The sequence below is a fragment of the Citrobacter sp. C1 genome, from assembly GCF_014596895.2.
In the GTDB taxonomy this organism is placed as follows: Bacteria; Pseudomonadota; Gammaproteobacteria; order Enterobacterales; family Enterobacteriaceae; genus Citrobacter; species Citrobacter gillenii.
Window position 1 is genome coordinate 2,063,417 of record NZ_CP115035.1, and the last position, 25,722, is coordinate 2,089,138.

The window sequence follows — 25,722 nt, forward strand, 5'->3', positions numbered from 1 at the left end:
TGCCTAATCGTAAATGGCATCAAGTTTTATATCCTGGGAGAGGGGGAGGCTTACCCTGATCCGCACGCTGATAATCAATTCGTCGGTGCCTATGTCGTGTTCCCGTTTGAGGGAAAATGGGTAGCGCAGAAGAATTTCAGGGGAGGCCGATGGACTGATATCACAGACCGGCGATTCGATACTGAAAACGAAGCTTTCAACTTCACCTATGAATACGCCTTTACGCATAAAGACCGCTTCAAATTTTAGTCGATCGATAATACCGATCGATTCAATAAAATTGATCTATGAAATCGATTATCAAATAGACACAGCGCAGCAACAAATTGCCAACCTGAAACAGCGTTGCGCTGCCAGCGTATTATCACTTGTAGTAATAAACCACTACAGCTAAGCATCCCTAAAGTTTCCTAATCAGGTATTTACGATACCGGCTGGTAGTAGTCATTCACTGTTAAATTTAACGATCAATTTTTGCACGAAAGTAGCGATAAAATTTATCTAAATCAATTGGATGAATGAACTTGCGTAAACATGCCTTTCATGTGCATACTTAAGCCAAACGGATAAATACTGTTTATATATACAGTTATTTCATGTATGGTTTCATGGCTGCGGTATATAATTGAATTTCTCTTCCGGCAAACCTATTAGCAAAATTGTCTCGTCTGATACGGTGGTTGCATGAAGGGGGGATTTCCCCTGGCGGAAGAGTGAAATTTGTTGATAGCAAAGAAGGGGGTTGATGTGGCTGAGGTTTGTTCTGATGGGGGTGATTTTTACGATCTTGTTAGGCGTTCTGATGGAACGGTCACGAGCTCGTTAAAACTCAAGCCAGGGGATCGCGTGCTATTGAGCGTTGATGGTATTGAAATCGGGCACAAGCACCTTCAAAAGGACGAGCGCGTCACGTCACGTGAGACGTTGGTAGAAATTGTCAGGGAGTTATCAGCCAGCATTTGACCTTTTTAGTACCTGAATAGCATAATGTTTGTATCGGCCTGAACACCCGATAACCTGACCACAATGCGCCACGGAGAATACCATGGCGCACGAACTACACCTCATTAAGCATCAATCAGGAATCCTGATCGCGGCCACGCCGGAGACCAGTGATATTCTGCAATCAAAATTCAAGCTCGGCGCCGTGCTGGTGGCTGAGTTCCGGCAGGTACGCAACCCGGCTTTTCACCGTCGCTTCTTCGCATTACTCAATCTCGGTTTCGAATACTGGGAACCTACTGGCGGAGCAATCTCCTCCAACGAACGCAAGCTGGTAACCGGCTATGCCAAGTTTCTTGCCTCATTCGCGGGAAGTGAAGCCGCACTCCTGGATGCTGCCGAGCAATATCTGGACCGTATCGCCGATAAACGCGCCGGTAGTATCAGCATCTGCAAATCTTATGACGCGTACCGTGCATGGGTGATCATCGAGTCTGGCCACTACGACGCCATACAGCTTCCCGACGGCACCCTTCGCAAACACCCCCGCAGCATTGCCTTCGCCAACATGGACGAAACTGAGTTCCAGCAGCTCTACAAAGCCGCGCTCGATGTCCTGTGGCGCTGGGTATTGTCCCGGTCATTCAAGGACCAGCGTGAAGCGGAAAATGCCGCCTCGCAGCTCATGAGCTTTGCGGGGTGATGGCGATGAAATATTCCTGGTTTCACCATCATGAATGCACCACCGAGCAAGCCGACGAGCTGGTGGCCAATTACCGCCGCCGTGGCGCCACGGTAGAACGCAGCCTGAATCGCGACAACATCACCTGGACTATCAGCGTACATCTGCCGGAAAGCGAGAAAGCGCCGCGCCCGAGTAAGGTCTGGCAAAACAGGGCGTGGGGTTGAGCATGGCTAAGTTACCGCGCCGTAAGTGCGCCAACAAAGAATGCCGCCAGTGGTTCCATCCTGTGCGTGATACGCAGACTGTCTGCGGTTATGAGTGCGCCAGCGTCGTCGGCAAAGAGCAGACCAGAAAAGTCCGGGAAGATGCACAGCGAAAGGAGTCCGCCAAACAGCGTGCTACTGAGAAGAAAGAGCGAGCCGCCTGGCGCCAGCGTAAAGCTGCAGTTAAGCCGCTGAAGCACTGGGAGGATTTAACCCAGCGCGTCGTCAATGACTACATCCGCGAGCGTGATGCCGATCTGCCATGCATCAGCTGTGGGACGTTCGAAACCGTCCAGTGGGAAGCAGGTCACTACCGCTCACGCGGTAAGGCATCACATCTCCGCTATCACGAAGACAATATCAGTAAACAGTGCCACCACTGCAACGTGCAATTGTCGGGCAATCAGCAGCAGTACCGCCTTGGCCTTATAGAGAAAATTGGGCCTGAGCGCGTCGAGGCGCTCGAAAACAACAACGCACCACACCGATACACCATCGAAGAACTCGAAACCATTAGGAAGCATCACAGCGCGCTTCGCCGTGGATTAATTAAGAGTAGGGAGGCTGCATGACATTTGAATCCTATTTTGCCGATCACCTCCGCGTTCGTTGGCAACGATTGCGCTTATACCACTTTCCCGGCTCTGTACTGACGGACTACCGAATACTGAAGAACTACATCAAAACCATAGGCGGTGCTGTATGAACACTCAATTTCTCGAATACGTGCGCCAGCAGCTGATAGTGGCCACCGCCGACCTGAGTGGTGCGACGAAGGGGCAGTTAATGGCCTGGCTTGAGAACGCGCAGTTCGATACCGGTACCTTTAAGCGGAAGAAGATGAAGGTGAAGGATGAGGTTACTGGCGAGATGATAACTCTGGATAACCCGCCAATCCCAGGTAAACAGTCGCATGCCAAGGGATCGCATATTCCGCTGGTGCAGCCGGTTGAATACTCCACTGCATCGTGGCGCCGTGCACTGATGACGCTCGAAGAACACCAGAAGGCCTGGCTGTTATGGAACTACAGCGAGAATGTGCGCTGGGATAATCAGGTGCTGATTACTCAGTGGGCGTGGTCGAAATTCTGCGAGCATCTGGCCGGAAAAAAGGTGGCGAAGAAGACCATTGACCGTTTACGGCAGTTGATATGGTTGGCGGCGCAGGATGTGAAAGCGGAACTGGCCGGGCGCGATGTCTATCAGTATGGCGATCTCGCTGCGCTGGTGGGCGTTAACAAAACAAACTGGTCTCAGAATTACGTGGAACATTACGATGCAATGGTCAGTCTGTATAAGGGGCTGGACTCACAGTCGCTACATCATGTTTCGCGATCACGTTCACAACAAAAGGCAGCAAATTATCAGCAAGGTATTGCAGAAATGAACTAATTAGCATATATTTCGTGTAAATCTGATATTGTGCCATTGTTGTATGCACTGGCAGTAAATGAGTTTTCGAGCCTGAGGTTAACGCCTTGGGTTTTTTGCTTTATAGCGATTTAAGAATTTCTAAAACCACTCTGAGACCAGCCCCGTATAATTCCCCCATACATACAGGAGGGGATATGGATAACGGGTTTTACTGGATCCAGTTTAACGGGACTGCTCAGGTGGCATATTTTACCAATGAGATTTTTGAAGACCTTGAAACGGGTAAAACAATCACAGGTGTCTGGCATCTAACTAGAGCCGATGACATTTGCCACAACGGTGAAGCTGAGGTTCTCGAAGGGCCGTTGCAGCCACCGCAATAAAAAACACTAAACATCCAATCCCTGGCCCCTGCCGGGGATTTTTCATTTCAGGCTCACGGGAATCATCCGCTACGTGCTTTGTTGATAAATTCAGCCCGTGAAGCCTGACCCTCTACACACGGAATAACTATGTCTGAGCCAATCACAATTGCCAGTGGGGTGACCTCCGCTACGGTAGGGATCACTTTCGCCACTATGTTCCCGGAGGCGACGCCTGGCGTAATGTTATGTGCGCTGGCCGGGGCGGCAATGTATGTGCTGACCTCAGAGCCTCATCAACTCTGGAAGCAGATGCTCTTCGCGGTCATCTCATTCATGGGGGGCGTATTCTTCTCCGTTCCCATGGCCAAGATAATCGCCGGGGTCATCAATACGGCCCTTGGCCTGTTGCAGCCGCCGGTCAGTATCGAAGTGTCACCGAATGTTGGTGCGCTTGTAGCTGCTTCCGTTTCCGTCGCAGTCCTGCTTCGAGTCGTTGCCAAGTCGCGCAACGGCAAGATGCCCGGGCTGGAGGAGGAAGGGAAATGACATGGCATTCCGTCATCGTGGATGCAAATGCGATTATCTGCATGGCGATCGTGTTTCGTCTGATGTTCTTCAGTAAGACAGGACGCAGGCACCGCCCGGGTTATGCCTGGATGGCTTACTTCCTGATCCTGTCGGCAGGCTTCACCGCTTTCCGTATTCTTCTCGGCCATTACAGCAACGTTGACCCGGGTGAGTTGTTCCTCAACTTGGCTATCTGCATTGCTGTGTGGCGAGCCAAAGGCAATCTGGCAAAAGTCGTAAGGGCTGAATGATGACCAAAGACGATATCTTCAACAGCATTCTCGGCAAAGAGGGTGGCTACGTTAATCACCCGAACGACAAAGGCGGCCCGACGAACTGGGGAATCACTCAGGCAACGGCACGCGCCCATGGCTTTACTGGTGATATGCGCAACCTGACACGCCAGCAGGCACTCGAAATACTCGAGGCTGATTACTGGTATGGTCCACGCTTCGACCAGGTAGCTACCGTGTCGCCGGCCATCGCCGCTGAACTCTGCGACACCGGCGTGAACATGGGGCCATCAGTGCAGGTGAAGTGGTTCCAGCGTTGGCTGAACGTATTCAACAACCAGCAGCAACTCTATCCCGACCTGATTGCCGATGGCCAGATTGGACCGCGCAGCATCAGCGCGTTGAAGTCCTTCCTGGCGAAACGCGGTAGCGAAGGGGAGTTAGTATTGCTCCGCGCACTGAACTGCAGCCAGGGCCAACGATATCTCGAACTGGCAGAACAGCGCCTGGCTAACGAGTCATTCGTGTATGGGTGGGTACGGGAGCGCGTGAGCCTATGACGAAACTGAAAGCTACTCTGGCTGCTATAGGTTTCGCAATCCTGATGGTGCTCGGTGCCTTCGGTCTGGGCAGCATGCGTGGACGCGAAAAAGCAGAAGCGAAATCGGATAAACAGCGTACCGATGATAACGCCGCCGGCACCAAAGCAGCCGCAGAACGCCGCGTCGAAGTAACCAAAGAGGCCAGCAATGTACAGCAGACTGTTAGCCATATGCCTGATGACGATGTTGATCGTGAGCTGCGCGCAAACTGGACCCGCAAAGGTTGAGTTAATCGACACTGGCTGCGACTGGGTAAAGCCTATTTACGGCACCGAGCACGACTGGGATGTGCTGGATAAGCAGACGAAGAAAGACATCTTGGCGCATAACAAAGCGTGGCAGGCTAACTGTCAGAAAACCAAAGAGAGGAGTGAAAGTTGATAAATTTATATTCGTTCTTAACCGGTTCGTTGTGTTATCAATCAGCGGCGAAATGACCATATCAAATCGCGCGTCTGATGATGATTCCACTTGCACTCTACGGTCAGCCACGCTGCGAAGCTGTCCAGCTGTTTTGTGCATAAATTATGAATTGTTCAGCAAGGACTTAACAAGATCTTCAAGGAATTGATAAACAGTAGATGCATTTGCAAAAGCTGATAAATATTCAAATAAACCAGACTTTGAAATAGCTTCTTTTTTCTGTTCAGGCTTAGCTTCACTGTAATCTTTTGCTAGTTGATTCAGTTCTTCTGGCTTGGTGAGTATTTTATCTAAAAGTAGCTGCCACTCTTGCTCGCTACCGCGCTGCAAAAAGCCGATTCGGCATGAGTGAGCACTTGAATTGATGAGTTCGGCATTAACTCCTTTACCGAACACAAATCCAACACCACAGTCTACGGCGCTACAACCTGTCATTTTGATCATTTCATTCTCCGGGTTGACATATCTTTTTGGTTAATCGGATTAATCCTAACATATAACTCTTAATCAATAATCAGGTGTTAATCACCCTGACAGATGCCGCTGATGTCCGCTGGTGGCTTTTTAATTGGAGTAAATATGCAGGTCATTATTGATAGTGTTCCGCATGCACCCGTTGTCAGAACTTTATCGCGGATCAGCATGGCTCGATAGACGCACAATCGTCGCCGGACGGTTTTTTTATTTCCATCACAAAGGCCACTTTCGAGTGGCTTTTTTAATGGCTTTAATCATAGGAATAGAACCATGGCAAAACCGGACTGGGGAGCACTGCAAGACCAGTTCCTCGCCGAGCATGCCAAAACGGGTATATCGCCGAAAGAGTGGTGCGAAGCTCAGGGACTGAATTACACATCTGCGCGCAGATACATTAAAAAGCCTGCTGCGCAAAAAACTGCGCAGAAGGAAGTGCGCAAAACTGCGCAAAGCCAGATGCCGCACGTGGTTGTGGTTGAGGCTTCTTCACCGACTGACGGCGAGACTGCGCAGGAAAGCGCGCAATCCTTCAACCTGCGCAATTACGGGCTGAATGATATGCAGGTCAGGTTTGTAGAGGAATATCTAATCGACCTCAATAAGTCCGCGGCCTACCGCCGTGCAGGGGGGAAGGGTGAGGGGAATACACTGTGGATTGCTGCCAGCAGGATGTACAGGAATGTACAGGTCAACCAGGCAATTCGTGACGCGCTGGACGACCGATCGCGACGGGTGAAGGCTACTCAGGATGAAGTGTTGAAATGGTGGTGGGACATTGCGACGGCCGACGCCACAAAACTGACCGAGCATCACCGCGGAAGTTGTCGTTACTGCTGGGGGATCGACCATCAATATCAATGGCGAGATATGGTGGAGTTTGAAGAAAAGCGTCTGGAGGCTACCGAGCGAGATAAGCGCGAGCCAGTTGATGCTGGCGGTTACGGCTATGACAGCACGCTGGATCCTAACCCGGACTGCCCGCGCTGCAATGGTGTAGGCATAGGCCGTTCCGTATTCCACGATACACGCGATCTGACTGGTGCTGAGCGCAGGTTATTTGCTGGGATTAAAGAGGGTAAATCTGGCCTCGAAGTTATCACCCGTAATCAGGATGACGCCATGAAGATGGTCGCTCAGCACATCGGCATGTTGAAGACTAAAACCGAAATATCCGGCCCTGATGGTGGACCAATTCAGCATGAGGATTTGACCGACGAGCAACTGAGTGAAGCGTTACAGGAGCTGGGATATGGCCGTCGCAAAAACCAGCTCGAGGAAAAACTCGACGGTTCTTGAGGCTTTCAAAAAGAGAGCCATTGCTCAGGCGCTGGAAGGCCTGATGGATTTCACGCTGTACACCAACCCGAACTACGAGACGGGCTGGTTCAACGAATTACTCTGTGCTGAGCTCGATCACTTCCTGGCTGAAGTTGAAGCCGGGAACATGCCGCGCCTGATGATATTCGCGCCACCGCGCTCTGGTAAGAGTGAGTTGGCCTCCAGGCGCTTTCCAGCGTTCGCCTTGGGTAAGCATCCTGACTGGAACGTGATCTCCTGTTCCTACTCTGCTGACCTGGCAAACCGCATGTCGCGAGACACGCAACGCATCATCGACTCAGAACGTTATGGGGAGGTGTTCCCCAATACCTGCCTGAACGGCACCAACATCCGAACGGTTGCAGGTGGCGCTATCAGGACAGCCGAACTGTGGGAGACCATGAGCGCCGAAGGTAAGCTACACGGCGGCTCATATCGCGCGGCAGGTGTTAACGGCGGCATCACCGGGCAGGGGATGCACATCGGCATCATTGATGACCCGGCAAAGGACTACAAGACAGCATCCTCCAAAGCGTACCAGGAAGCGGTTATCGACTGGTTTGATACAACGTTCTTCACCCGAGCAGATCCGAAGCTTAACGGCATCATCATCATCCTGACTCGCTGGCATAAAGACGACCTGGCCGGGCAGTTGCTTAAGCTCGCTGAAGATGGTGGCGAGCAGTGGCGCGTGGTTAGCTTCCCAATGGAGGCCGAGACCAACGAGGTTCACGAACTCAACGGCAAGCGCTTCAACCTGCGTAAGCCGGGCGAAATCCTCTTTCCCGAGCGTATGCCTCAGGCGTTCGTCGATAAGTGCAAGCAGCGTGGTTCACTCGTATGGAGCGCCCTGTATCAGCAGCGCCCCACTGCAAAGGGTGGTGGACTTATCCGCTCTGAATGGTTCGGTGAGTACGACGTGCTGCCGAAAATGCAGTGGCGCGCCATCTACGGCGATACGGCTCAGAAAACAAATGAGGCCAACGACTTCTCTGTATTCGAACACTGGGGGCTTGGTGAGGACGGCAACGTCTATCTCATCGATATGATCCGCGGGAAGTGGGAGGCCGACGAACTACAGCGTCGCGCGATCGCCTTCTGGCAAAAATCGAAAGAGTTAAAAAATGGCCCGCTCCGCTACATGGCCATCGAAGACAAGTCATCCGGCACAGGGTTAATTCAGAACATCAAACGCAAAGCAGCGTGCCCAGTGCGCGCTATTCAGCGTAACCGCGACAAATACACGCGCCTTCTTGATGTGCAGGGACATATCGAATCCGGATATGTGCGCCTGCCATCTGCTGCGCCATTCGTTAACGACTTCCTCGTCGAGATGGAAGCCATCAACCCCGAGTTCAACACTCACGATGACCAGTTAGATCCGATGATGGACGCAATCGACGAGATGAAGAACAAGAAGAGCAGAGGCGTTTTCTCATGAACTGGAACTGGCTTAAATGGTTTCGACCCAAGTTACCTGTCATTGTTGAAGAGGCTAAACCTGATCCCGAGAAGAAGAAACCCGCTGGCACCTTCTCAACGCATAAGCAGCATTCTTCATTCAGCCTGGACGACATCGAGAGGGCCGCGTTTCCGGTGCGTGCAGCGCGCCCGGTAAACGGTGAAGGGCGGGCCATGGATGAGTCATGCGCTCAGTCACCATCTGAGGGATATCAATTCTCAACGCTCGGCGGTGTACCGGATAACGTGGTGGGATGGTTCCTGTCTCAGGGATTCATCGGCCATCAGTTGTGCGCTGTCATGGCTCAGCAGTGGCTGGTTAACCGTGCCTGCAAAATCCCGCCGGAGGACGCCACGCGTAACGGCTGGAAGATTACTGGTGTTGACCCTGAAAAGGTTCAACGTCTGGAGAGGATTGACCGTAAGCGCGGCATCAAACGCCAGGTGCAGGAGTTCGCCAGATTCAACCGCGTGTTCGGCATCCGCATCGCCATCTTCTGTGTGGACAGCGACGACCCGCAGTATTACGAAAATCCATTCAATATCGACGGCGTGGCGAAGGGTAGCTATCGCGGTATCAGCCAGGTTGACCCGTACTGGTGCGCACCAGAGCTTGAAGGCGTTGACGTTACCGACCCATCGTCGATGAACTTCTACGAACCAACGTACTGGCGTATAGCCAACAAGCGTTACCACCGTTCGCACCTGGTCATCATTCGCTACTCAGACGTTCCGGACGTGCTCAAACCGACGTATCAGTTTGGTGGCCTGCCGCTACCCCAGCTCATCTGGGAGCGCGTGTACGGCGCCGAGCGGTCGGCGAATGAGGGGCCTCAGTTACTGATGTCGAAGCGACTGAACGTCATCAAGACTGACCTTGAGACGGCGATGTCGGACCCCGATAACTTCATCCAGAAGATTCAGGAGTTCGTCGAGCGCCGGGATAACTTCGGCGTTATGCCTATTGGTGATACCGATGGATACGAGCAGCATGAAACCTCTCTTGGTGATGTCGACTCGGTGATCATGACTGAGTATCAACTGGTCGCCTCGGTCGCAGAGATGCCATCAACGAAACTCCTCGGCACATCGCCAAAGGGATTTAACCCAACGGGCGAGGCCGAAACCTCGACATACCGTGAAACGCTGGCAGGCATCCAGGAGCACAGTTGCACGCCATTTCTGAACCAACATTACCAGTTGCTCACAAAGTCGGTGTTCGGCGAGAGCATCGATGTTGAGGTGGTGTGGAATCCTCTGGACGAACCAACCGAAACCGAGCAGGCGCAGACCGGACTCGCGAAGGCGCAGGCTGCCGAGATTTATCAAAACCTTGGTGTGGTGAGCGCACAGCAGAACCAGCAGAAGCTGAAGGATGACGAGTCCAGCGGCTACGAGTTTGAGGAGGTAGACGATGGCGGAGAAGAAGACGACGGACTTGCAAGAGCAATCGCGGCCGTTCTTCAGCCCCCTGTATCTGGAGCAGCAGTACCAGCGACGCCTGCGCCGACTGGTCAACTGGATGAAAGGCAACCTGTCTGATGAGCTGCTGGCAACCAGTGGCCCATCGCTCGACTCAAAACTGACAACGCTGTCTGGCAAATACGCCAACCTGTTCCGCGATTACGCCCCCACGATGTTTAGCCCGGTGCTCGACGGCGCTGACAAGTCTACTCAGCGGCAATTCACCGCACTGAAACTTGACGATGCCGTTAACGCAGACACCGTGCGCGGGTACTTTCGGGACGCAGCGCAGAAGAACGCACAGCTGATATCGACGCTGCCGACGGATCACATCGAGAGGATTCGAAAGGCCGTGGCTGAGTCGCCTGGCGACCTGTCCGCACTGAAAGACATCCTGTCTGATGCCAACGGCAAACTCGACCGCCGATCCCGAAATATCGCAATGGACCAGACGCGCAAGGCGTACAACGACACAGCGATGATGAAGGCCCAGGCTACTGGGGCAACTAAAGGTATCTGGATTCACTCGCATCGAGGCCCTGCACATTCCCGTCCTAAACACGTTAAGGCGCACGGTAAAGAGTTCGACCTTGCCGTTGGCCTTCCGGTGGGCGATAGCGGTCAGAACGTCATCCCCGGGGAGGAAATCAACTGTCGCTGTACATTCAAACTGGTGGTCGACTTTGGAGTGAAATAATGACAACCGGCGCTAAAGCCCTTGACCGTTCTGCGCGGATCATCGACGACAACGGGTGGATAAACGTAGAGGGCAATCCAATCAGTAAGGTCGGCGTGTTCGACTACCTCGGCAGCGAGATACCCGGCGCGCCAGACCCCGACAAAATTTACCAGGTGTACCGGCCAGCGGAAGAGCTCAGCAGGCCAGAGACGCTGGAGTCCTTCAAGCTCATCCCCTTCATCAACAATCACACCTGGCTCGGCGCTGAAGGCGCTAACCCGGGCGATGTTGGCGTGGACGGGATTGTCGGCGAAAAGGTCTATTTCGATCACCCCTACCTGAAAGCCAACCTTCGCGTTTTCTCCGATGAGATGAAGCAGGAGCTGGAGTCAGGCAAATCCCAGCTTTCACCGGCCTACAAATACGACGTGGAGTACGCTCCCGGCTCATTTGAAGGCACCAACTATCAGTACGTGCAGCGCAATCTGCGTTGCGGAAACCATCTCGCCCGAGTTGATGAGGGCAGAACAGGACCTGACGTCGCAGTGATGGACCAGGCCATAAACCAAAACTCCGACGGAGATAACACGATGACTTTAGAGGAACTGATCGCGGCGCTCGGCAAGCTGGACGCCCCATCAATCGCCGCTGTCATGGCTGCACTTCAGCAGATGAATCAGCCTGAAGCACCCGCTGAGCAGGTTCTTGATGAGGATCCTATCGACCCGGCGGCAGCGCCTGCGGAAGACGAAGACCCGAACGCACCTAAGGCTGAGGATGAAGACCCTGATGCTCCGAAAGCTGAAGACGAAGATCCGACCGACACGCCAAAGGCTCAGGACGCCAAAATCGCCGCGCTAACCAAGCAAATTAAGACCCTGACCAAACAGGTGAAAGCGCAGGATACCGGCGCGCTGCTTAAAGAACTCGGTAAACGTAATGAGCTGGCCCAGCGCCTGACCCCATTCATTGGCGCGTTCGCGTGCGATTCCATGGATACCGTGGCGGTGGCGAAGTACGGCCTGGATAAACTCGGCATCAAAGGTACCGCAGCCGGGCATGAAGTATCCGCGCTGAATGCAGCGCTGGCGATGAAGTCCGCCGCACCACAAACCATCGTTGCATTCGGTCAGGATGCCGCGCCGACCAAAGCTAACGCTGTCTCTTCCGTAATTGATGATCTCTAAGGGGAACAGAATGACCTTTCAAAAAACCGTAGCCGACGATCTGGCATGGGGCATCCCTGGCGAGCAGGCGCTTGCGGGTGATGTACGTGCTGAGCCGGTACAACTGAAAACGACCTATAACGGTACTCCGGGTCAGCGTGCGCCTTTTGGTGCAGTGGCGCTGGTGCAGGCCGCTGGTGATAACGGCATCGTGTCCGTTGGTGGCGCAGGTACCTATATCGGCATCCTGTCCTCTCCTAAGCAGTTCGTTGCTTACACTGCACTCGGCGGCAACGCCCCGGGGATTGAAGCCGGTGCTCAGCTTGAAGCTTGCTCTCAGTCTCCAGGCATGTGGATGCAGCTGACCAGCGCCGCAGCAGTGGGTGATGCTATCGCCTACAAAGCAGACGGCACCTTGATAGCCGCTCCGGCATCCGCTGCGCCTGCCAGTTCGACGCTAATCCCTGGTTCCCGTGTCGTGCGCTACAACGTGACCACCGGTATCGCAGTGGTAGCCCTGCAACAGCTCCCGGTTCCGGCCGTAGCCCCTTAATCCAAGGAAAGAAAAATGCGCAAAACCTCTACGGTGCATAAGCGCCTGTCTCCTGCTGCCGCTGGTCTGCTGAAAAGCAAGCTGCGCGGCGTAGCGATGGACTCAGCGGATAATGTCCGCTCCCTCGCCAAAGTGGGGATTCATGTCTCTGACTTCGCCGCCCAGTCCTACGCGCAGGCGTATGGCATGGACGCCGCCGTCAGCATTCCCGGCCTGACTGTTAACGCTGCCCAGGGTAACAGTCCGTATATGCAGTTCCTGCAGTCGTGGCTGCCTGGTCAGGTGCAGGTGATCACCGCCGCCCGTAAGGCTGATGAGCTGATGGGTGTCGTGACCGCAGGTGCGTGGGAAGACGAAGAAATCATCCAGGAAATTCTGGAGCTGGTCGGCGTGGCCCAGCCATATACCGACCATGGCAACATTCCGCTGTCCAGCTGGAACCTGACCTATGAGAAGCGCGGCGTTGTGCGCTTTGAAGAAGGTTTCCAGGTTGGTGAGCTGGAAGGCCTGCGCTCTGGACGCATCGGCGTTAACTCTGCTGATGCTAAACGGCAGGCTGCGTCTCTGGCGCTGGAAATCTCACGTAACCGCGTGGCGTTCTTTGGCTACAACGGTGCGACCTCTTACCCGATCTACGGCTACATGAACGACCCGAACCTGCCAGCCTACGTTACTGTCCCGGCAGGCGCAGCTGGCGCCACTTGGGATAAGAAGACATTTTCCGAGCAAGTGCGTGACATCCTGACCGGCCTGTCAGCCCTGCGTGTCCAGTCGAAAGAGGTTATCGACCCAACCGCAACGCCGATCATCATGGCGGTAGCGTCTGAGAAGGTGGACTTCCTGTCTACCCCGAACGACCTGGGTGAAACAGCCTACGACTGGCTGAAGCAGAACTACCCGAACGTGACCGTGAAATCAGCTATTGAGCTGAACAACGCCAACGGCGGTGCTGACGTGTTCTATCTCTATGCAGAAACTGTTGGCGATTCTGGAACTGATGGCGGCGGCGTCATCGACCAGATCGTTCCGTCTCGTTTCCGCGCTCTGGGTGTCGACACGTCCTGCAAGATGGTAACTGAAGACTTTACCAACGCCACAGCTGGCGTTCTGGTGAAGCGCCCGTTCGCAATTTATCGCGCCAGCGGTATCTGATTAACAGGGGCTTCGGCCCCTTTCTTTTGGAGATCACCATGCCAGTCGTTTACTCATCCTGCACCGCAGATAACTTTTTCCCGGTATGGAAAAACCACCCCCGCAAGGCAACCTACGACAAAGGCGTGCTGATTAAAGGGGGCGCTAACTCGATGAACAATAAAACCATGATCACACCGCGAGGTGCGGCCACCTCGATAAGCGCTGAAGAACTGGAATTGCTGAAAGCAGATCCGGCTTTCCAGGGCTTCGTTGAGCGTGGCTTTATGTCCGTCGACGAGAAGGGTAAGCACACGTATGACGCCGATGAAAAAGGTGCGGATATGCCGAAAGATAAGTCCGCCCAGGACACAGACGCCGACTACAAAGCCATGGGCAAGAAGGCTCCCAAAGAGGAGAAATAACCCATGATCGACGTCGAAGAGTTCCGCCTGAAATTCCCGGCGTTCGCCAACCCAGTGTTGTATCCAACCGATAGTATTCTGCTGATGGCCGACATGACGGATTGTTACATCGACGTCGGTAATCGCTGGTTCCGCTGCGTGAAATGCCAGGAGCTCATGACAGAGCTTCTTACCGCACATCTTCTGCTGCTGAATGGCACTCCTATGGCGCCAGCCAACGGAGCCACAGGGATTATCAGTAACGCCACTGTAGGGTCGGTTAGCGTTGGTTTTGCCAGCGCGGCAGCCAATAAGGGCGCGTTCATGTCGTGGCTGGGAAAGACGGCATACGGTGAGCAACTTGCCGCATTGCTGGCGCGGCTGTCAGTTGGCCTTGGCTATATCGGTGGCGCTCCGGAGCGTCGTGCATTCAGAAAGGTTGGCGGGAGGTTCTAATGGGCAGAGGTCTGGATGAGCTGGTTAAGCGCGTGCAGGAGATGGGGCGACTGAAGGCTGAGGTCGGCTGGATGGATACCGCCAAGTATCCTGATGGCACTCCAGTAGCACTGGTAGCGCAGACGCAGGAATACGGAAGCCCTGCCAGGCATATTCCTCCCAGACCATTTGTCAGGCCAACCGTAGCTGCTGAAAAGGGTAACTGGTCCCGCCAGATGGGGATTGGTGTGAGGGCTGTGGCAAGCGGTGCTCGCTCATCTGAGCAGGTCTTTGTCGCCATTGGCGAACTGGCAGCCGGGGATGTCCGAATGACCATCACGCAAATCAGCTCACCACCGATTACTGAATCAACCAGTAAGGCGCGTGCGGCCCAAGGTCTTGAGGCAGAGAAACCACTGCAAGCTACCGGCCTGATGCTGGCATCCTGCACTTCAATCGTTAAGGAGAAATGATGTTTGTTCCTGGCTCAAACCTTCTCGGTATGGCGATGTCCGTAATTAAACCAACCGCTGGCGTTCAAATTAAGCGCTTCCTCGGGCAGCAAGAGAACGACTTTGGTAAAACCATCAACTCCTACAGTGCGCCGGAGACTCTTTACGGTGCATCCGTCCAGCCGCTGTCATTCCGCGACATCCAGCAGATGGGGCTTACCACCGGCCGCCAGTACATCACCGCATGGATTCAAACCGGTGCGCACTCAGCTTATCGTGGTGGTGCTGCCGATCTGATTCTTTGGGATGGGGATGAATGGGAGATCCTTGACCCTACATCCTGGTTAAAACAGGACGGCTGGAGTCAGCCGGTCGCGGTACGACAATGAACGCGATATACAAACTCATCCGCGAAGTGCTGATCGTCGGGTTTGCCGGACAGGGCATGACGGTGAGGGTGATGCAAAGCTATTCCGGTGTGTCGACCGGGCCGCCGGCTGTACCCGCAATCATCATGCACCACATTACCAGTGAGCGTGTCGGCTGGCAGTCCAGGAAGTCCAGGGTGGCGAGCGGCAACCCAGAAATAATCGAGCACCAGAATGTTGCTGAGACTATTCAGTTTAACGCGGTGCTGCCATTCGTGAAGCCAGAAGACGAAACCGTTGATACACCAACAGTTCAGGGTGTGCTAACAACCGCCTCGCTGATCCTTCAAAGTCATTCGATGCTCACTGCGCTAAAAGCTGCGGGCATGGGCATGCAGGTAGTGAAGCCCATTACCTCCAATTACATTCAGAACGAGGCCGAGCAGTGGGAGAACGTCCCGAGCTTCGATCTGATCATCTGTCACAAACTCACACTAACCCATGACGTGGGCAAGGTTGAGCAAATCACCAGCGGGATATACCGCGTTTAACGAGGATTGCTGATGAGCATCTCTATTAGAAAATACGTGGACATTAAGTCCGGCGTAGGAGGCAGCGCGGCCGTTAAAGAGCGCGAGCTTATCCTTCGTCTGTTCACGAAGGACACGAAGGTTCCTGCTGGCGTAGTGATGGAATTTACCGACATTAACGATGTGGCCACGACCTTTGGTACCGTGTCTGAGGAGTACAAACGCGCTGCGCTGTATTTTGGCTTTGTGTCGAAGATCATCACCAAAGCAAAAAAAATCGCCTTCGCGCATTACAGCGATGCTTCTTCTGCAGCGGCCCCGGGTATTGTCGGCGGCACTCCGATGACCACCATCGCGACCTGGCAGGCCATCACTGACGGCTCTGTTCGTATCACTGTTGGACAGTCTGATTACCTGCTTGACGATCTCGACTTCTCTTCAGCTGCTGCTTTGGCTGATGTGGCAACTGCTATCCAGACCAAACTCCGGGGCATTCTCGGCGGCGCGACGGTTACTTACGACTCTTTGGCGCAAAAGTTCAGCGCGTCGTTTGTTGGCCATGATGTTCCTGCGGCGGTAAACGTGATTGCTGCGGGTACCGGTGTTGATATCGCCGACAACCTTGGCTGGACCGTCGCGAAAGGTATGGTTACCTCTCCGGGGTCAAATGCCACTACCGTCCTCGATTACGTGATCGAGGCGGATGAAATCAGCGACAATTACGGCTCATTCGCTTTCTGCGGCGCCGCGCTTACTCATGACATCGTGCAGGGGATTGCGGCGTGGAACGCAACGCAGAACGTTAAATACATGTACCTGGTGCCGGTGACCATGGCTGATTACGGCACGTGGTATGGGACACTGCAAACCTATAGCGGCTGTGCGATGACTATCGTCAACGACGCCAACACGGAGTTTGATGAGCAAATCCCCGGCATTATCCTTGGCGCCACCGACTACAAACAGCGCAACGCCAGCCAGAACTACATGTTCCAGCAGGTGTCCGGTATCACTCCGAAGGTGGACAGTAATACTGACGCCAATACGATCGATACCGACACGCGTGTGAACTATTACGGTCGCACGAAGAATGCTGGCCAGGCCATCGACTTTTACCAGAACGGCTATCTGTGCGGCATCAGTACGGACCCTCTGCAGATGAACGTTTACGCCAACGAGCAGTGGTTTAAGTCGGCTGCGACCGCCGTGTTGATGTCTGGTCTTCTGTCGTTGCCAATCATCCCGGCAACGGAAGAAGGGCGTGCTATCGTGATCAGCCTGCTTAACGGCGGTGATGATGCGCCAATCCCGCGCGCGCAGTTCAACGGTACGATCAAGGCCGAGAAGGATTTAACGGTTACGCAGAAGGCTTACGTCACCCAAATCACTGGTGACCCGCTGGCCTGGCACCAGGTGCAGTCGATTGGCTACTGGCTGGATGCCACCGTGCAGCAGGAATCGCAGACGAACGGCACTATCAAATACGTTATCGACTATCTGCTGGTCTACTCGAAGGCCGATGCGGTAAACAAGATCACCGGTCGGGATATCCTGATTTAACGAACCTGATAAGGCTGCCTTACGCAGCCTTTTTTCTGGAGATAACAGATGCAAGACATCGCAGGCTTTGGCCTACAGGTTCGCGTAATCGCGAGCAAGACGTATCCTTCCGGGTTCACTGTCACTGAGTTCGCTGATGATGCTGACCCGTTCGACCTGCCCACCTTGCAGATCAACGATGCAGCTATGGGGCTCAACGGCGATATGGTTCACTGGTCTAAGGCTAACCCAATTCCACTGGCAATTGCGGTGATCCCCGGCGGTGAAGATGACAAGAATCTGGCCGTCGTATTTGAAGCCAACCGTGCTGCGCGCGGTAAGCGCCCCGCAAAAGATACCATCACCATCGTTGGTACGTATCCGAATGGCTCCACCATTACGCTTACTCCGGGTATTATTTTTGATGGTCTCCCGGGTAACGCTGTGGCGTCAGCTGGTCGTATGAAATCGAAGGTCTATAACTTCCGCTTTGAAGGCATGAGCCGGGTAGAGGTGTAACGTGGCTGAGTTACTGGAAGCGAAAAACGTCACGGTGAAAGACCGGGCCGGTAACGATGTGCCGTTTATCATCGGTAAGTTCCCGGCCATTGCAGCGCGCGAGATTGCCGCAAAATACCCAACCTCGATTGCCGCACTGGCGAAGCAGTGGGAGGAGAACCAGTACGCTGAGAGTGAGAAGATCATGCTCAAGGCGATGACATTCGTTGAGCGCGTCCTGGACGATGGTTCTACCATCCGTTTAAGCACCGCGGCCCTGGTCGATAACCACGTTCCCGATGGTGAAGCGCTAATGCGTCTTGAGAAAGAGCTGCTCGAATACAACTTCTCTTTCTTCGAAAAGTTCACCCGCTCCATTTCCTCCGGCGGTATCGTGCAGAATATGATCAAGTTGATTACGTCAACGCTGACCAGTTCATTGCAACAATCCTCTCGGCAGGACAAGCAACCCTGACAGAACTGAAGACCTCCGTCACGCTGGAGGAGGCCTTTAGCCTTTGGGAAATTGTCGTGACCACCCGGTTTAACGAATGGTGGGCAATGGAGCAGGTGAAAAATAAACGTTAGAAAACAACCATCCTTCTGGCATTATCATCTGAGATAGTCACAATAATAATGAGGATGTTATGAAGAAGTTGATGGTTGTTTTGGCATTAAGTGTAATCGTAGTTGCAACATCTGCAGAGGCGGGGCGCGGTCGTAAACCTTGTTCTGGTTCTAAGGGCGGGATTTCACACTGCACCAAGAGTGGAAAGTTTGTCTGTAACGATGGTAGCGTTAGTCAGTCCAAGAAGATTTGCCAATAAGATAAAGCCCACTTGGCGTGGGCTACTTTTAACCGTGCTTAACAGTAGGCATCCAAATATTCTTGAATGGAGAAATTAACCTTCGGTTGTTTCCATACAAAACGGATAACACCGATTACTATCAGAATAAGCGATAGCCCAGGCAGGGATTTTGCGAATAGGAATGCTGCGATAAACCATAAGAGCAAGAAAGAAAATTTGTACTTCCATCCATAATGTACTTTTCCGCCACCTTTAGACCAGCCACGCCGAACTTTATATGGGGCTTTCATGTATTCACCTGAGTGAATGACGAGGCCAGAAAACTGATTTTTATCAATAGCCGCAGAACCATTTTTCTTCGCTGAAGCAAGCGATGCTGTCCAGGACATTCCGCTTCCAGGTATCCCGATAGTTGCTCTCGGGTTTTTACCGCCAATATTTAAAGACGCACCAGGCTTACCAAGGGTCATGCTGGAGATGCCTTTTTTGCTGATATTTAGGCTAATGCCTGGAGCAATTCTTATTTTCTTTCTAAATCTGAATGCCATTTCCCCTCCCATATGGTGTGGTTTTATGGCCTAAAAATACCTTAAATTCTAGCCCTATAAAATTTATTTATTTTGGAGTAAGCATGGGCGTACTTGACACATTCGTCTTTCTTCTTGAGACAGATAACAAAAACGCCCTAAAAGGCCTGAATGATACGGATCATGCTTTGGATGATGTCCAGGATGGTTCTAAAAATGCTCATAAAGAACTTATGAACATCTTCGCAGGGGTCGGCGAAAAGGCTGGAATTACTACAGAGAGTTTAAAGGGGTTGGCTATAGCTGCAATTGGCATAGCTGGCGCTGGACTTTCACTGAATGCCGTTCTTGATCGCACTACAGAGATGCTGGGGAAGGTTCATGCGGCAGAAACTGTTGGCGTAAATGTTGGCCAGTATGATGCGCTGTCACGAACTTTTCAGACGCTTGGCGTGGATGCTGACGGTTTCCGCGACTCGATGATCGACCTCAACGAGGCCATGGGTGAAGCCGCGTCGGACGCTAAATCAGGCAAAGCTGAGTCATTCAAAACATTCGGCATTAGCCTGAAGGACTCTCAAGGGAATATTAAGTCGGCAGATGAGGCGTTGCTTGAATTATCCGACACTATGTCAAAGATGGATAAGCAGCAGGCCACGTTCCAGATTAAGCAGCTTGGAATTACTGATAACGCCGTCATCGCCGCAATGATGAATGGCAGAAAAGAACTCGAGCGTCGCATTGAATTGCAGAAAACTCTCGGCGTTCTTAATGAGAAGGATGCTGCCCAGTTAAAAAACTTCAAGTCAGCGCAGGATGATCTCTCAGCAATTTTCGCCAGATTTGCTGACGTTTTGGCAATGACTGTTGTTCCTGCACTTGAGTTGCTTATCGATGTAACTATCTCAGTAATAAAATGGGCTCGAGAGCATAAAGGCGTTTTGATGGGAGTGTTCGGCGCTTTGGCATTAGTTGCCATTCCGGCGCTCACTACCGCGTTATGGGGGATGGCGCGAGCAGCATTGGCAGCTGTAGTTCCTTTTTTACCACTTATTGCAGTTGCTGTGGCTCTGGCTCTGGTCATTGACGACCTCTGGAATTATTTCACTGGGGGAGAGTCAGTTATTGGTGACCTGGCAGCTAAATTTCCGCTACTTAAATCAGCTCTCGATGGTGCAAGAGAAAGTGTCATTGGGGCATGGGAGGCGTTGAAACTCCTGTTCTCTGATCCATCAGCTTTCATGGATGTGCTGGTTTCAGAGCTGCAGGCCAGTTGGGATGAAATCGTTCAGGGTGTAGTCGATGCTGGCGATGCTATAGGAAAGGCTCTCAACAGTGCATGGGAGAAACTCACCGCTGACACCAAGAAAGTATTCAATGACCTGCTGTCATGGGTGAAGAGCATCTTCTCCCAGATAGGAGCCTACATTTCAGACGCCGTATCAAACGCAGGCAAGGCTGCCTATGACAAGTTGCCTGACTTCATGAAAAAGGCAATCAACGCCGTGAAGGGAGATGACGAACCGAAACCGGCACAGCCTACAACTGGCGGCGCGGCTGATGAAGTTAACCCAATCAAACAACCAATTCCGTCAGTGCAGGCCGCAAGCAGCTCTATGCAGGATATTGCCAACGCTCCGGCAATACCGGCAAACCCCGGTGCAGGTCGCACATCAAGCGTCAGTAACACACAGACCGTCAACGTCGCCAAGGTAGAAGTGACCACGCAGGCCACTGATGCGCAGGGGATCGCCAGCAGTATGACTGATGGGCTGAAGAATGCTTACGGAGATATGGCAAACCAGTATGACGACGGAAGGAGTCATTAATGTCCTCATTCTCAGACCTGATGAATACCGCATCCGGATCCCTGTCATCGTACAACATGGTGATGTCTTCATTCGCTGTGGATGTCGTACGGATTACGGATGAGTTCGGCGCGCAGATGTTCACTGAGTGCCGGGCTATGCGTGCTGCAGTGAATCGTTCTTCCGATCTGTGTGAGCATCCGCTGGAAACCGGCAACACCATCGCTGACTTTAAAATCATCAAACCTAACGTCGCGCAGCTCACGATGTTTATCCCGGCTGATGCGTATGGTTCGGTGTATAGCGACATTGAGCAGGCCTACGTCAACAGTACATCGCTGATCGTACAGACCCGCGCATCTTCTTATGCGGATATGGTTATCACCGACATGCCGCACGATGAGGCGCCAGACCTTGGTGACACGGTAGCTGTGACGCTAACCATAAAAGAGGTTCAGTGGTTCACATCGACCGTTGAAACGATGCCTGCCAAAGAGGTTGCGGTGTCCAGCAAGTCTGCGAAAACAGGCGGCACGGCCAAACCTGACGCCGACACCGTGAAGCAGGGGCAGAAACGCCCATCTGATGCCTCTCCGGCTACTCAGGAAAAATCCAGCTCCCTGGCCAAGGATATTAAGGACTGGTTCTGATGAAGCAAATCCCATTGAAGTCTTTCCCCAGACAGTCACTCTCCGTTGTCCTTGAGGGCGCTTTGTATGAGCTATCCCTCAAAGAGTGCAACGGCATCATGGCTGTCTCAGTCACTCGTGATGGCGCGGTAATCGTCAACAATCGCCGGGCGGTAGCGGGTGTGCCAATCATCCCGTCACGTTACCTCAATGACGGTAATTTTTTCATCATCACCGACAATGACGAGCTGCCGTACTACACCTCTTTTGAGGGTAGCGATGTTCTTGTCTGGATGACGAATGAGGAGATCGACAGTGCTTGATGGCCGTGTGCTAAAAATTGGCATCGAGATTAACGGGCAGATGAAGTTTTACGAAGGCGCGGCCGCCACGGCGAAGATTGTTAAAACGTCAGACGGAAAACAGAACAGCTGCCAGATAACACTTGATAACCTCCTTCTGGAAACCATCGATTACCTCGTTACCGAAACTTCCCCTTGGAACCCAAACCAGAAGCCTAAGCTGATTACCGTGATGGCCGGTCGCCAGTCAACCGGTGTAGAGAATATCTACAGCGGTGATGTTGTCCTGGCTGAGCCTGGTATGCCGCCAGATCGCCGACTCACCATGAAGGCTCTAACCCAGAACGGGGCGAAGTACAAATGGGCGTCGCGTTCGTCTCCGAAGACAACCCAGCTCTCCGAATTGTGTAAGGGGGTGGCGAAAGACTACGACCTGACTCTGCGGTTTGAGGCCAAAGACAAGACCGTTGCCAACTACGTCTATAACGGACCCGTCGGCAAGCAGATACAAAAGCTTGAGCAGGTGGGTGATGTTGACTGCTTTATTGACGATGACTTCCTGGTGGTTAAAGACCTTGGGAAAGGGATGAAGGGCGAAGTGAGGGTAATCTCGTCGGCTACCGGAATGATTGGCAACCCGGTTCTGGATGATAAAGGCGTTAAGGTGCGTATGCTGTTTGATCCGTCAGTAAAGCTTGGGCAACAGATTGAAATTCAGTCCTCGGTCAACAAAGCCGCAAATGGTCAGTACGTGATTTACAACTGGGCCGCCAGCCTGGCGACGCACGAAAACGACTGGTATCTCGATCTGTCCTGCAACAACGACAACATCACATCAATAGCCGAAAAACGCGAGGCGCAGAAGAAAGCTGATGCCAAATCCAACTCCAAGCCAAAAGCCGGGACAAAGTGACAGCCTTTCCGGCTCGATGGACCTGGTGCTGAGAAAGTTTTTGCTAGATGTCGATGACATGTTGCCGGCAAGAATCGTGTCGTATAACCCCCCGCCGGTTAATCGGGCGCAAATAGAAATTCTCTATAAAGTCACCATGACGGATGGCTCCCTGAATCCACTCATGGCACCCGCAGAGGTTCCGGTGCTGACAATCGGTGGCGGTGGAATGTGCCTTACGTTTCCGATAAAGCCCGGCGACCTGGGATGGATAAAGGCCAGCGACAGGGATATGTCGTTATTCCTGCAGAGTTATGAAGCGGAGCCGGGCAATACAACCCGGCTTCACTGTTTTGAGGACGGCGTCTTTATACCGGATGTAATGAAGGACTTTGTTGTCAGCGATGGTGCAGCGGCCACGCTACAGACTATCGACGGCACGACATCAGTAGCGGTTAAGCCAGGTAGCATAGCGCTGACAGCGGGCTCCACTGTCGTGTCGATAACTGAAAGCGGTATTGAGTCCAATAAGCCGATAAAAGCGCCACAATTCACTGACGGCACCATCAATACGTTTGGTCACGTCCATAACAATCCGGAGGGCGGCAACGTAGGGCCGATGAAGAACCCATGAAGACATTAGCCACCAACAATGACTTTGATATCTACCGGGATAACTCCCGAAACATCGCAATGGTTACTGATCTTCAGGCCGTTATTCAGACATGCGAACACGTAGCCAGGACAAAGCTAACTGAGTTGCCTTACGCGCAGTCGCGCGGTATCCCGTTCTTCGATATTGCACTGGGGTCTCAACCAGACGTTAGCTTGTACGACATGTTCCTGCGAAAGGTCTACAAGACTGTTCCGGGTGTTGAAGGGGTGGGGAACATTAATTTCTCAAAAAACGGCGACACACTGAGTTACACCGCCCAGATAAGAACGATTTACGGAACGGAGAGCGCAAGTGGAATCATATAAATACCTCTCGCCAGAAGGTGTGATCGTCCCGGATACATCGCAAATCCTGACTGATACAGAGAATGAGTGGAAAGCCACTTTTGGTAGCGATCTGGATGTTACGCCAGACACACCGCAGGGCATGATCATCGCCAGCGACGTTGCAGTTCGTTCGGAGGTTGTTGCGAACAATGCTGCCGTAGCAAACCAGATTAACCCTAACTATGCAGGCGGCCTGTTCCTGGATGATATCTGGGCGTTAACAGGAGGGAAGCGCCGGGCCTCAACATATACCATCGTTGATGGGGTGGCGCTAACAGGCGTACCTGGCGTGGTGATACCGTCCGGTTCAAGGCGCTCATCAAATGGAAATCTGTTTGAACTGCTTTCTACCGTCGCGCTGGATAACTCAGGGAAGGGAACCGGTATATTTCAGGCTCTGGAGCCAGGAGAAATTCCTTGCCCTGCTCATACGCTGAAAGACCCTGTCGTTGGGTACACGTCTGTAGGCTGGGAAACATCGGATAACCCGGTTGCAGGGACAATGGGTACTGAAGAGCAGTCAGACCTGTCAGCAAGAAAAGAACGGCGCCAGACTCTGGCCATTCAAGGTCGATCCATTGGAGAGGCTGTCTATTCAAATGTCAGGGCGGTGGTAGGGGTTAATTCGCTGTCGTTTCGTGAGAACGTAGACAGTACGACAAAAACGATTGATGGGATTAGCCTTATTGGCCATTCAGTATGGGCATGCGTTGATGGCGGGGAAGATGCAGCTGTTGCTGCGACACTCTACCGAGCTAAAACAGGCGGAGCTGCGTGGAATGGAGCAGTCAGTGTTGATGTAACAGATGTCTGGTCTGGGCAGAAATCAACGGTCAAGTTTGACAGGCCTACAGCAAAACCGGTAATGGCGAAATTTACGGTTGTCTCTAAAGGTGTTGGTACAGGCGATCCCACATCACTTATCAAAGATACCATCGTGAAATATGCAAGCGGGCAACTCGATAATGGTGAAGAAGGATTTACTCTCGGTACCGACGTATCTCCGTTCGAATTGTCAGCCGCGGCTAACACTGCCTCACCTCAAATATTTATTAAAAGTGTTGAGATAGCGAATAAAGCGACTACTCCTACCTGGTCAAAAGATGATATTGCGATAGGACTAAACGAGAAGGCCACTATTCAGGTTGACGATATTCTTGTGGTGACAACATGAATATTCAACAGTTCGACTTCTCTCTGGATTTGATGAAGGTTTTAAAGTGGGAGTATGACCAGGCACCGAACCTGTCGAATATTTTTAACCTGAAGCAGAAATGGTATGACGATAATCATCAGGTTTTCTGGACCTCATGGGAAAAGGATGTATTCAATCTATTTACCGCTAATGATTTCGGGCTGAATGTCTGGGCTATTATCCTTAACCTACCTCTTTATACCGAATCAAAAGCGAGCCCCACCAACTATCCAGCATTCGGGTTCGCCGATTTTGGACTGAATTTCGGCAGAAGTAACTTCGCGGTTGATGTTGACTCAGTAAATAAACTTACGGTAGAGCAAAAACGACAATTACTTCGCATGCGTTGGTGGCAGATAACTTCTGATGGTTCAATGCCTTCCATAAACCATGCTTTATATGACGTGTTCGGGAAAGATGTCTACGCACTCGACGGTCAGGACATGACGATAACCGTTGTTTATCAAATTATCCTTCCAGATATTATGATGAGGCTCCTTCAGGATTTCGACCTCATCCCCAGAGCATCAGGCGTCAAATTCAACCATCTTGTTAAACCGCGAGATGCTTTTGGGTTTGCTGAGTATAACCTAAACTTCGATCAGAATAATTCACAATTTGGGAGTTAAT

The 25,722-nt window shown here is 52.4% G+C and carries 36 protein-coding genes; 33 read left to right on the top strand and 3 right to left on the bottom strand.

What is annotated here, in order from left to right:
* Positions 1-3: 3 nt before the first annotated feature.
* Positions 4-228: a hypothetical protein gene (locus tag IB214_RS09945; RefSeq protein ID WP_161959042.1), complete on the bottom strand. Its 225-nt coding sequence runs from the start codon at positions 226-228 to the stop codon at positions 4-6.
* 817 nt (positions 229-1,045) lie between these two features.
* Here IB214_RS09945 and IB214_RS09950 point away from each other — a divergent pair.
* From IB214_RS09950 to IB214_RS09995, 10 genes are all read left to right on the top strand, one after another.
* Positions 1,046-1,645, top strand: coding sequence for a DUF1367 family protein (locus IB214_RS09950; protein WP_117343360.1), 600 nt, complete (start codon positions 1,046-1,048; stop codon positions 1,643-1,645).
* Positions 1,645-1,851, top strand: coding sequence for a hypothetical protein (locus IB214_RS09955; RefSeq protein ID WP_117343361.1), 207 nt, complete (start codon positions 1,645-1,647; stop codon positions 1,849-1,851). The genes IB214_RS09950 and IB214_RS09955 overlap by 1 nt, the downstream gene beginning before the upstream one ends.
* 2 nt (positions 1,852-1,853) lie before the next feature.
* A complete protein-coding gene (locus IB214_RS09960) occupies positions 1,854-2,462 on the top strand; it encodes a recombination protein NinG (RefSeq protein ID WP_117343362.1) in 609 nt (202 codons plus the stop codon).
* Entirely contained in the window at positions 2,459-2,596 is a 138-nt protein-coding gene (locus IB214_RS09965) for a YlcG family protein (RefSeq protein WP_016156248.1), read from the top strand. Before IB214_RS09960 ends, IB214_RS09965 begins: the two co-directional genes overlap by 4 nt.
* Positions 2,593-3,282: a bacteriophage antitermination protein Q gene (locus IB214_RS09970; RefSeq protein WP_117343363.1), complete on the top strand. Its 690-nt coding sequence runs from the start codon at positions 2,593-2,595 to the stop codon at positions 3,280-3,282. The genes IB214_RS09965 and IB214_RS09970 overlap by 4 nt, the downstream gene beginning before the upstream one ends.
* 176 nt (positions 3,283-3,458) lie before the next feature.
* The gene (locus IB214_RS09975) at positions 3,459-3,647 is read left to right on the top strand and encodes a hypothetical protein (protein WP_117343364.1); all 189 of its coding nucleotides are present in this window, start codon (positions 3,459-3,461) and stop codon (positions 3,645-3,647) included.
* A 129-nt stretch (positions 3,648-3,776) separates the two neighbouring features.
* On the top strand, positions 3,777-4,175 hold the full coding sequence (locus IB214_RS09980; RefSeq protein ID WP_001294160.1) for a putative holin: 399 nt from the start codon (positions 3,777-3,779) through the stop codon (positions 4,173-4,175).
* Entirely contained in the window at positions 4,172-4,447 is a 276-nt protein-coding gene (locus IB214_RS09985) for a phage holin family protein (RefSeq protein WP_117343365.1), read from the top strand. Before IB214_RS09980 ends, IB214_RS09985 begins: the two co-directional genes overlap by 4 nt.
* Positions 4,444-4,989, top strand: a complete 546-nt coding sequence (locus tag IB214_RS09990) for a glycoside hydrolase family 108 protein (RefSeq protein ID WP_188249410.1) — start codon at positions 4,444-4,446, stop codon at positions 4,987-4,989. Before IB214_RS09985 ends, IB214_RS09990 begins: the two co-directional genes overlap by 4 nt.
* A complete protein-coding gene (locus IB214_RS09995) occupies positions 4,986-5,258 on the top strand; it encodes a hypothetical protein (protein ID WP_117343367.1) in 273 nt (90 codons plus the stop codon). The genes IB214_RS09990 and IB214_RS09995 overlap by 4 nt, the downstream gene beginning before the upstream one ends.
* Before the next feature lie 298 nt (positions 5,259-5,556).
* On the opposite strand, the gene IB214_RS10000 is transcribed toward IB214_RS09995, so the two are convergent.
* Positions 5,557-5,898, bottom strand: coding sequence for a hypothetical protein (locus IB214_RS10000; protein ID WP_117343369.1), 342 nt, complete (start codon positions 5,896-5,898; stop codon positions 5,557-5,559).
* Positions 5,899-6,201: 303 nt separating this feature from the next.
* Between IB214_RS10000 and IB214_RS10005 the strand changes: the two genes are divergently transcribed.
* From IB214_RS10005 to IB214_RS10075, 15 genes are all read left to right on the top strand, one after another.
* Positions 6,202-7,227 (top strand): terminase small subunit, encoded by a 1,026-nt coding sequence (locus tag IB214_RS10005; protein WP_117343370.1) that lies wholly within the window; start codon positions 6,202-6,204, stop codon positions 7,225-7,227.
* Complete coding sequence (terL, locus tag IB214_RS10010) at positions 7,181-8,689, top strand: phage terminase large subunit (protein ID WP_117343371.1); 1,509 nt, start codon at positions 7,181-7,183, stop codon at positions 8,687-8,689. Before IB214_RS10005 ends, terL begins: the two co-directional genes overlap by 47 nt.
* A 194-nt stretch (positions 8,690-8,883) precedes the next feature.
* Positions 8,884-10,251, top strand: coding sequence for a DUF1073 domain-containing protein (locus tag IB214_RS10015; protein ID WP_161959043.1), 1,368 nt, complete (start codon positions 8,884-8,886; stop codon positions 10,249-10,251).
* Complete coding sequence (locus IB214_RS10020; RefSeq protein ID WP_161959044.1) at positions 10,232-10,870, top strand: phage minor head protein; 639 nt, start codon at positions 10,232-10,234, stop codon at positions 10,868-10,870. Before IB214_RS10015 ends, IB214_RS10020 begins: the two co-directional genes overlap by 20 nt.
* Positions 10,870-12,039, top strand: a complete 1,170-nt coding sequence (locus IB214_RS10025; RefSeq protein ID WP_117343374.1) for a DUF2213 domain-containing protein — start codon at positions 10,870-10,872, stop codon at positions 12,037-12,039. The genes IB214_RS10020 and IB214_RS10025 overlap by 1 nt, the downstream gene beginning before the upstream one ends.
* 10 nt (positions 12,040-12,049) lie before the next feature.
* Positions 12,050-12,571, top strand: coding sequence for a hypothetical protein (locus tag IB214_RS10030; RefSeq protein WP_117343375.1), 522 nt, complete (start codon positions 12,050-12,052; stop codon positions 12,569-12,571).
* Between the two features lie 15 nt (positions 12,572-12,586).
* Positions 12,587-13,723: a major capsid family protein gene (locus tag IB214_RS10035; protein ID WP_117343376.1), complete on the top strand. Its 1,137-nt coding sequence runs from the start codon at positions 12,587-12,589 to the stop codon at positions 13,721-13,723.
* A gap of 38 nt (positions 13,724-13,761) precedes the next feature.
* Complete coding sequence (locus tag IB214_RS10040; RefSeq protein ID WP_117343377.1) at positions 13,762-14,127, top strand: hypothetical protein; 366 nt, start codon at positions 13,762-13,764, stop codon at positions 14,125-14,127.
* 3 nt (positions 14,128-14,130) lie between these two features.
* Complete coding sequence (locus tag IB214_RS10045; RefSeq protein ID WP_053389997.1) at positions 14,131-14,562, top strand: DUF4054 domain-containing protein; 432 nt, start codon at positions 14,131-14,133, stop codon at positions 14,560-14,562.
* On the top strand, positions 14,562-15,014 hold the full coding sequence (locus IB214_RS10050; protein ID WP_117343378.1) for a hypothetical protein: 453 nt from the start codon (positions 14,562-14,564) through the stop codon (positions 15,012-15,014). The genes IB214_RS10045 and IB214_RS10050 overlap by 1 nt, the downstream gene beginning before the upstream one ends.
* Positions 15,011-15,382, top strand: coding sequence for a hypothetical protein (locus IB214_RS10055; RefSeq protein WP_135953071.1), 372 nt, complete (start codon positions 15,011-15,013; stop codon positions 15,380-15,382). The genes IB214_RS10050 and IB214_RS10055 overlap by 4 nt, the downstream gene beginning before the upstream one ends.
* Positions 15,379-15,912 (top strand): hypothetical protein, encoded by a 534-nt coding sequence (locus IB214_RS10060; protein ID WP_117343380.1) that lies wholly within the window; start codon positions 15,379-15,381, stop codon positions 15,910-15,912. The genes IB214_RS10055 and IB214_RS10060 overlap by 4 nt, the downstream gene beginning before the upstream one ends.
* A 12-nt stretch (positions 15,913-15,924) precedes the next feature.
* On the top strand, positions 15,925-17,451 hold the full coding sequence (locus tag IB214_RS10065) for a DUF3383 family protein (RefSeq protein ID WP_117343381.1): 1,527 nt from the start codon (positions 15,925-15,927) through the stop codon (positions 17,449-17,451).
* 48 nt (positions 17,452-17,499) lie between these two features.
* Positions 17,500-17,949: a hypothetical protein gene (locus IB214_RS10070; protein WP_053390002.1), complete on the top strand. Its 450-nt coding sequence runs from the start codon at positions 17,500-17,502 to the stop codon at positions 17,947-17,949.
* 1 nt (position 17,950) lies between these two features.
* The gene (locus tag IB214_RS10075) at positions 17,951-18,403 is read left to right on the top strand and encodes a hypothetical protein (RefSeq protein WP_117343382.1); all 453 of its coding nucleotides are present in this window, start codon (positions 17,951-17,953) and stop codon (positions 18,401-18,403) included.
* Positions 18,404-18,793: 390 nt separating this feature from the next.
* Here IB214_RS10075 and IB214_RS10080 read toward each other — a convergent pair whose 3' ends face one another.
* Positions 18,794-19,285 carry a DUF4236 domain-containing protein gene (locus IB214_RS10080; protein ID WP_053390004.1) on the bottom strand — a complete coding sequence of 164 codons (492 nt, stop codon included), beginning with the start codon at positions 19,283-19,285 and terminating at the stop codon, positions 18,794-18,796.
* 83 nt (positions 19,286-19,368) lie between these two features.
* On the opposite strand from IB214_RS10080, the gene IB214_RS10085 reads away from it, so the two are divergent.
* The 8 genes from IB214_RS10085 to IB214_RS10120 are packed head-to-tail and all read left to right on the top strand — an operon-like array spanning position 19,369 to position 25,721.
* Positions 19,369-21,093 carry a hypothetical protein gene (locus IB214_RS10085; protein ID WP_117343384.1) on the top strand — a complete coding sequence of 575 codons (1,725 nt, stop codon included), beginning with the start codon at positions 19,369-19,371 and terminating at the stop codon, positions 21,091-21,093.
* Positions 21,093-21,722, top strand: a complete 630-nt coding sequence (locus tag IB214_RS10090; protein ID WP_117343385.1) for a phage baseplate protein — start codon at positions 21,093-21,095, stop codon at positions 21,720-21,722. Before IB214_RS10085 ends, IB214_RS10090 begins: the two co-directional genes overlap by 1 nt.
* Positions 21,722-22,024 carry a hypothetical protein gene (locus tag IB214_RS10095; RefSeq protein ID WP_117343386.1) on the top strand — a complete coding sequence of 101 codons (303 nt, stop codon included), beginning with the start codon at positions 21,722-21,724 and terminating at the stop codon, positions 22,022-22,024. The genes IB214_RS10090 and IB214_RS10095 overlap by 1 nt, the downstream gene beginning before the upstream one ends.
* Positions 22,017-22,916, top strand: coding sequence for a hypothetical protein (locus tag IB214_RS10100; protein WP_117343387.1), 900 nt, complete (start codon positions 22,017-22,019; stop codon positions 22,914-22,916). The genes IB214_RS10095 and IB214_RS10100 overlap by 8 nt, the downstream gene beginning before the upstream one ends.
* The gene (locus IB214_RS10105; RefSeq protein WP_135953072.1) at positions 22,876-23,529 is read left to right on the top strand and encodes a Gp138 family membrane-puncturing spike protein; all 654 of its coding nucleotides are present in this window, start codon (positions 22,876-22,878) and stop codon (positions 23,527-23,529) included. The genes IB214_RS10100 and IB214_RS10105 overlap by 41 nt, the downstream gene beginning before the upstream one ends.
* Complete coding sequence (locus IB214_RS10110) at positions 23,526-23,876, top strand: hypothetical protein (protein WP_117343389.1); 351 nt, start codon at positions 23,526-23,528, stop codon at positions 23,874-23,876. Before IB214_RS10105 ends, IB214_RS10110 begins: the two co-directional genes overlap by 4 nt.
* Positions 23,863-25,071 carry a hypothetical protein gene (locus tag IB214_RS10115; RefSeq protein ID WP_117343390.1) on the top strand — a complete coding sequence of 403 codons (1,209 nt, stop codon included), beginning with the start codon at positions 23,863-23,865 and terminating at the stop codon, positions 25,069-25,071. Before IB214_RS10110 ends, IB214_RS10115 begins: the two co-directional genes overlap by 14 nt.
* Complete coding sequence (locus IB214_RS10120) at positions 25,068-25,721, top strand: DUF2612 domain-containing protein (protein WP_117343391.1); 654 nt, start codon at positions 25,068-25,070, stop codon at positions 25,719-25,721. Before IB214_RS10115 ends, IB214_RS10120 begins: the two co-directional genes overlap by 4 nt.
* The last annotated feature ends 1 nt before the right edge of the window (position 25,722 follow it).

Excerpts from the sequence above, each read along its gene's own strand:
- IB214_RS09945 (WP_161959042.1), bottom strand. The coding sequence starts at position 228 with ATGCGTAAAGGCGTATTCATAGGTGAAGTTGAAAGCTTCGTTTTCAGT.
- IB214_RS09950 (WP_117343360.1), top strand. The coding sequence starts at position 1,046 with ATGGCGCACGAACTACACCTCATTAAGCATCAATCAGGAATCCTGATC.
- IB214_RS09955 (WP_117343361.1), top strand. The coding sequence starts at position 1,645 with ATGGCGATGAAATATTCCTGGTTTCACCATCATGAATGCACCACCGAG.
- IB214_RS09960 (WP_117343362.1), top strand. The coding sequence starts at position 1,854 with ATGGCTAAGTTACCGCGCCGTAAGTGCGCCAACAAAGAATGCCGCCAG.
- IB214_RS09965 (WP_016156248.1), top strand. The coding sequence starts at position 2,459 with ATGACATTTGAATCCTATTTTGCCGATCACCTCCGCGTTCGTTGGCAA.
- IB214_RS09970 (WP_117343363.1), top strand. The coding sequence starts at position 2,593 with ATGAACACTCAATTTCTCGAATACGTGCGCCAGCAGCTGATAGTGGCC.
- IB214_RS09975 (WP_117343364.1), top strand. The coding sequence starts at position 3,459 with ATGGATAACGGGTTTTACTGGATCCAGTTTAACGGGACTGCTCAGGTG.
- IB214_RS09980 (WP_001294160.1), top strand. The coding sequence starts at position 3,777 with ATGTCTGAGCCAATCACAATTGCCAGTGGGGTGACCTCCGCTACGGTA.
- IB214_RS09985 (WP_117343365.1), top strand. The coding sequence starts at position 4,172 with ATGACATGGCATTCCGTCATCGTGGATGCAAATGCGATTATCTGCATG.
- IB214_RS09990 (WP_188249410.1), top strand. The coding sequence starts at position 4,444 with ATGATGACCAAAGACGATATCTTCAACAGCATTCTCGGCAAAGAGGGT.
- IB214_RS09995 (WP_117343367.1), top strand. The coding sequence starts at position 4,986 with ATGACGAAACTGAAAGCTACTCTGGCTGCTATAGGTTTCGCAATCCTG.
- IB214_RS10000 (WP_117343369.1), bottom strand. The coding sequence starts at position 5,898 with ATGATCAAAATGACAGGTTGTAGCGCCGTAGACTGTGGTGTTGGATTT.
- IB214_RS10005 (WP_117343370.1), top strand. The coding sequence starts at position 6,202 with ATGGCAAAACCGGACTGGGGAGCACTGCAAGACCAGTTCCTCGCCGAG.
- terL (WP_117343371.1), top strand. The coding sequence starts at position 7,181 with ATGGCCGTCGCAAAAACCAGCTCGAGGAAAAACTCGACGGTTCTTGAG.
- IB214_RS10015 (WP_161959043.1), top strand. The coding sequence starts at position 8,884 with ATGGATGAGTCATGCGCTCAGTCACCATCTGAGGGATATCAATTCTCA.
- IB214_RS10020 (WP_161959044.1), top strand. The coding sequence starts at position 10,232 with ATGAAAGGCAACCTGTCTGATGAGCTGCTGGCAACCAGTGGCCCATCG.
- IB214_RS10025 (WP_117343374.1), top strand. The coding sequence starts at position 10,870 with ATGACAACCGGCGCTAAAGCCCTTGACCGTTCTGCGCGGATCATCGAC.
- IB214_RS10030 (WP_117343375.1), top strand. The coding sequence starts at position 12,050 with ATGACCTTTCAAAAAACCGTAGCCGACGATCTGGCATGGGGCATCCCT.
- IB214_RS10035 (WP_117343376.1), top strand. The coding sequence starts at position 12,587 with ATGCGCAAAACCTCTACGGTGCATAAGCGCCTGTCTCCTGCTGCCGCT.
- IB214_RS10040 (WP_117343377.1), top strand. The coding sequence starts at position 13,762 with ATGCCAGTCGTTTACTCATCCTGCACCGCAGATAACTTTTTCCCGGTA.
- IB214_RS10045 (WP_053389997.1), top strand. The coding sequence starts at position 14,131 with ATGATCGACGTCGAAGAGTTCCGCCTGAAATTCCCGGCGTTCGCCAAC.
- IB214_RS10050 (WP_117343378.1), top strand. The coding sequence starts at position 14,562 with ATGGGCAGAGGTCTGGATGAGCTGGTTAAGCGCGTGCAGGAGATGGGG.
- IB214_RS10055 (WP_135953071.1), top strand. The coding sequence starts at position 15,011 with ATGATGTTTGTTCCTGGCTCAAACCTTCTCGGTATGGCGATGTCCGTA.
- IB214_RS10060 (WP_117343380.1), top strand. The coding sequence starts at position 15,379 with ATGAACGCGATATACAAACTCATCCGCGAAGTGCTGATCGTCGGGTTT.
- IB214_RS10065 (WP_117343381.1), top strand. The coding sequence starts at position 15,925 with ATGAGCATCTCTATTAGAAAATACGTGGACATTAAGTCCGGCGTAGGA.
- IB214_RS10070 (WP_053390002.1), top strand. The coding sequence starts at position 17,500 with ATGCAAGACATCGCAGGCTTTGGCCTACAGGTTCGCGTAATCGCGAGC.
- IB214_RS10080 (WP_053390004.1), bottom strand. The coding sequence starts at position 19,285 with ATGGCATTCAGATTTAGAAAGAAAATAAGAATTGCTCCAGGCATTAGC.
- IB214_RS10085 (WP_117343384.1), top strand. The coding sequence starts at position 19,369 with ATGGGCGTACTTGACACATTCGTCTTTCTTCTTGAGACAGATAACAAA.
- IB214_RS10090 (WP_117343385.1), top strand. The coding sequence starts at position 21,093 with ATGTCCTCATTCTCAGACCTGATGAATACCGCATCCGGATCCCTGTCA.
- IB214_RS10095 (WP_117343386.1), top strand. The coding sequence starts at position 21,722 with ATGAAGCAAATCCCATTGAAGTCTTTCCCCAGACAGTCACTCTCCGTT.
- IB214_RS10105 (WP_135953072.1), top strand. The coding sequence starts at position 22,876 with ATGCCAAATCCAACTCCAAGCCAAAAGCCGGGACAAAGTGACAGCCTT.
- IB214_RS10110 (WP_117343389.1), top strand. The coding sequence starts at position 23,526 with ATGAAGACATTAGCCACCAACAATGACTTTGATATCTACCGGGATAAC.
- IB214_RS10120 (WP_117343391.1), top strand. The coding sequence starts at position 25,068 with ATGAATATTCAACAGTTCGACTTCTCTCTGGATTTGATGAAGGTTTTA.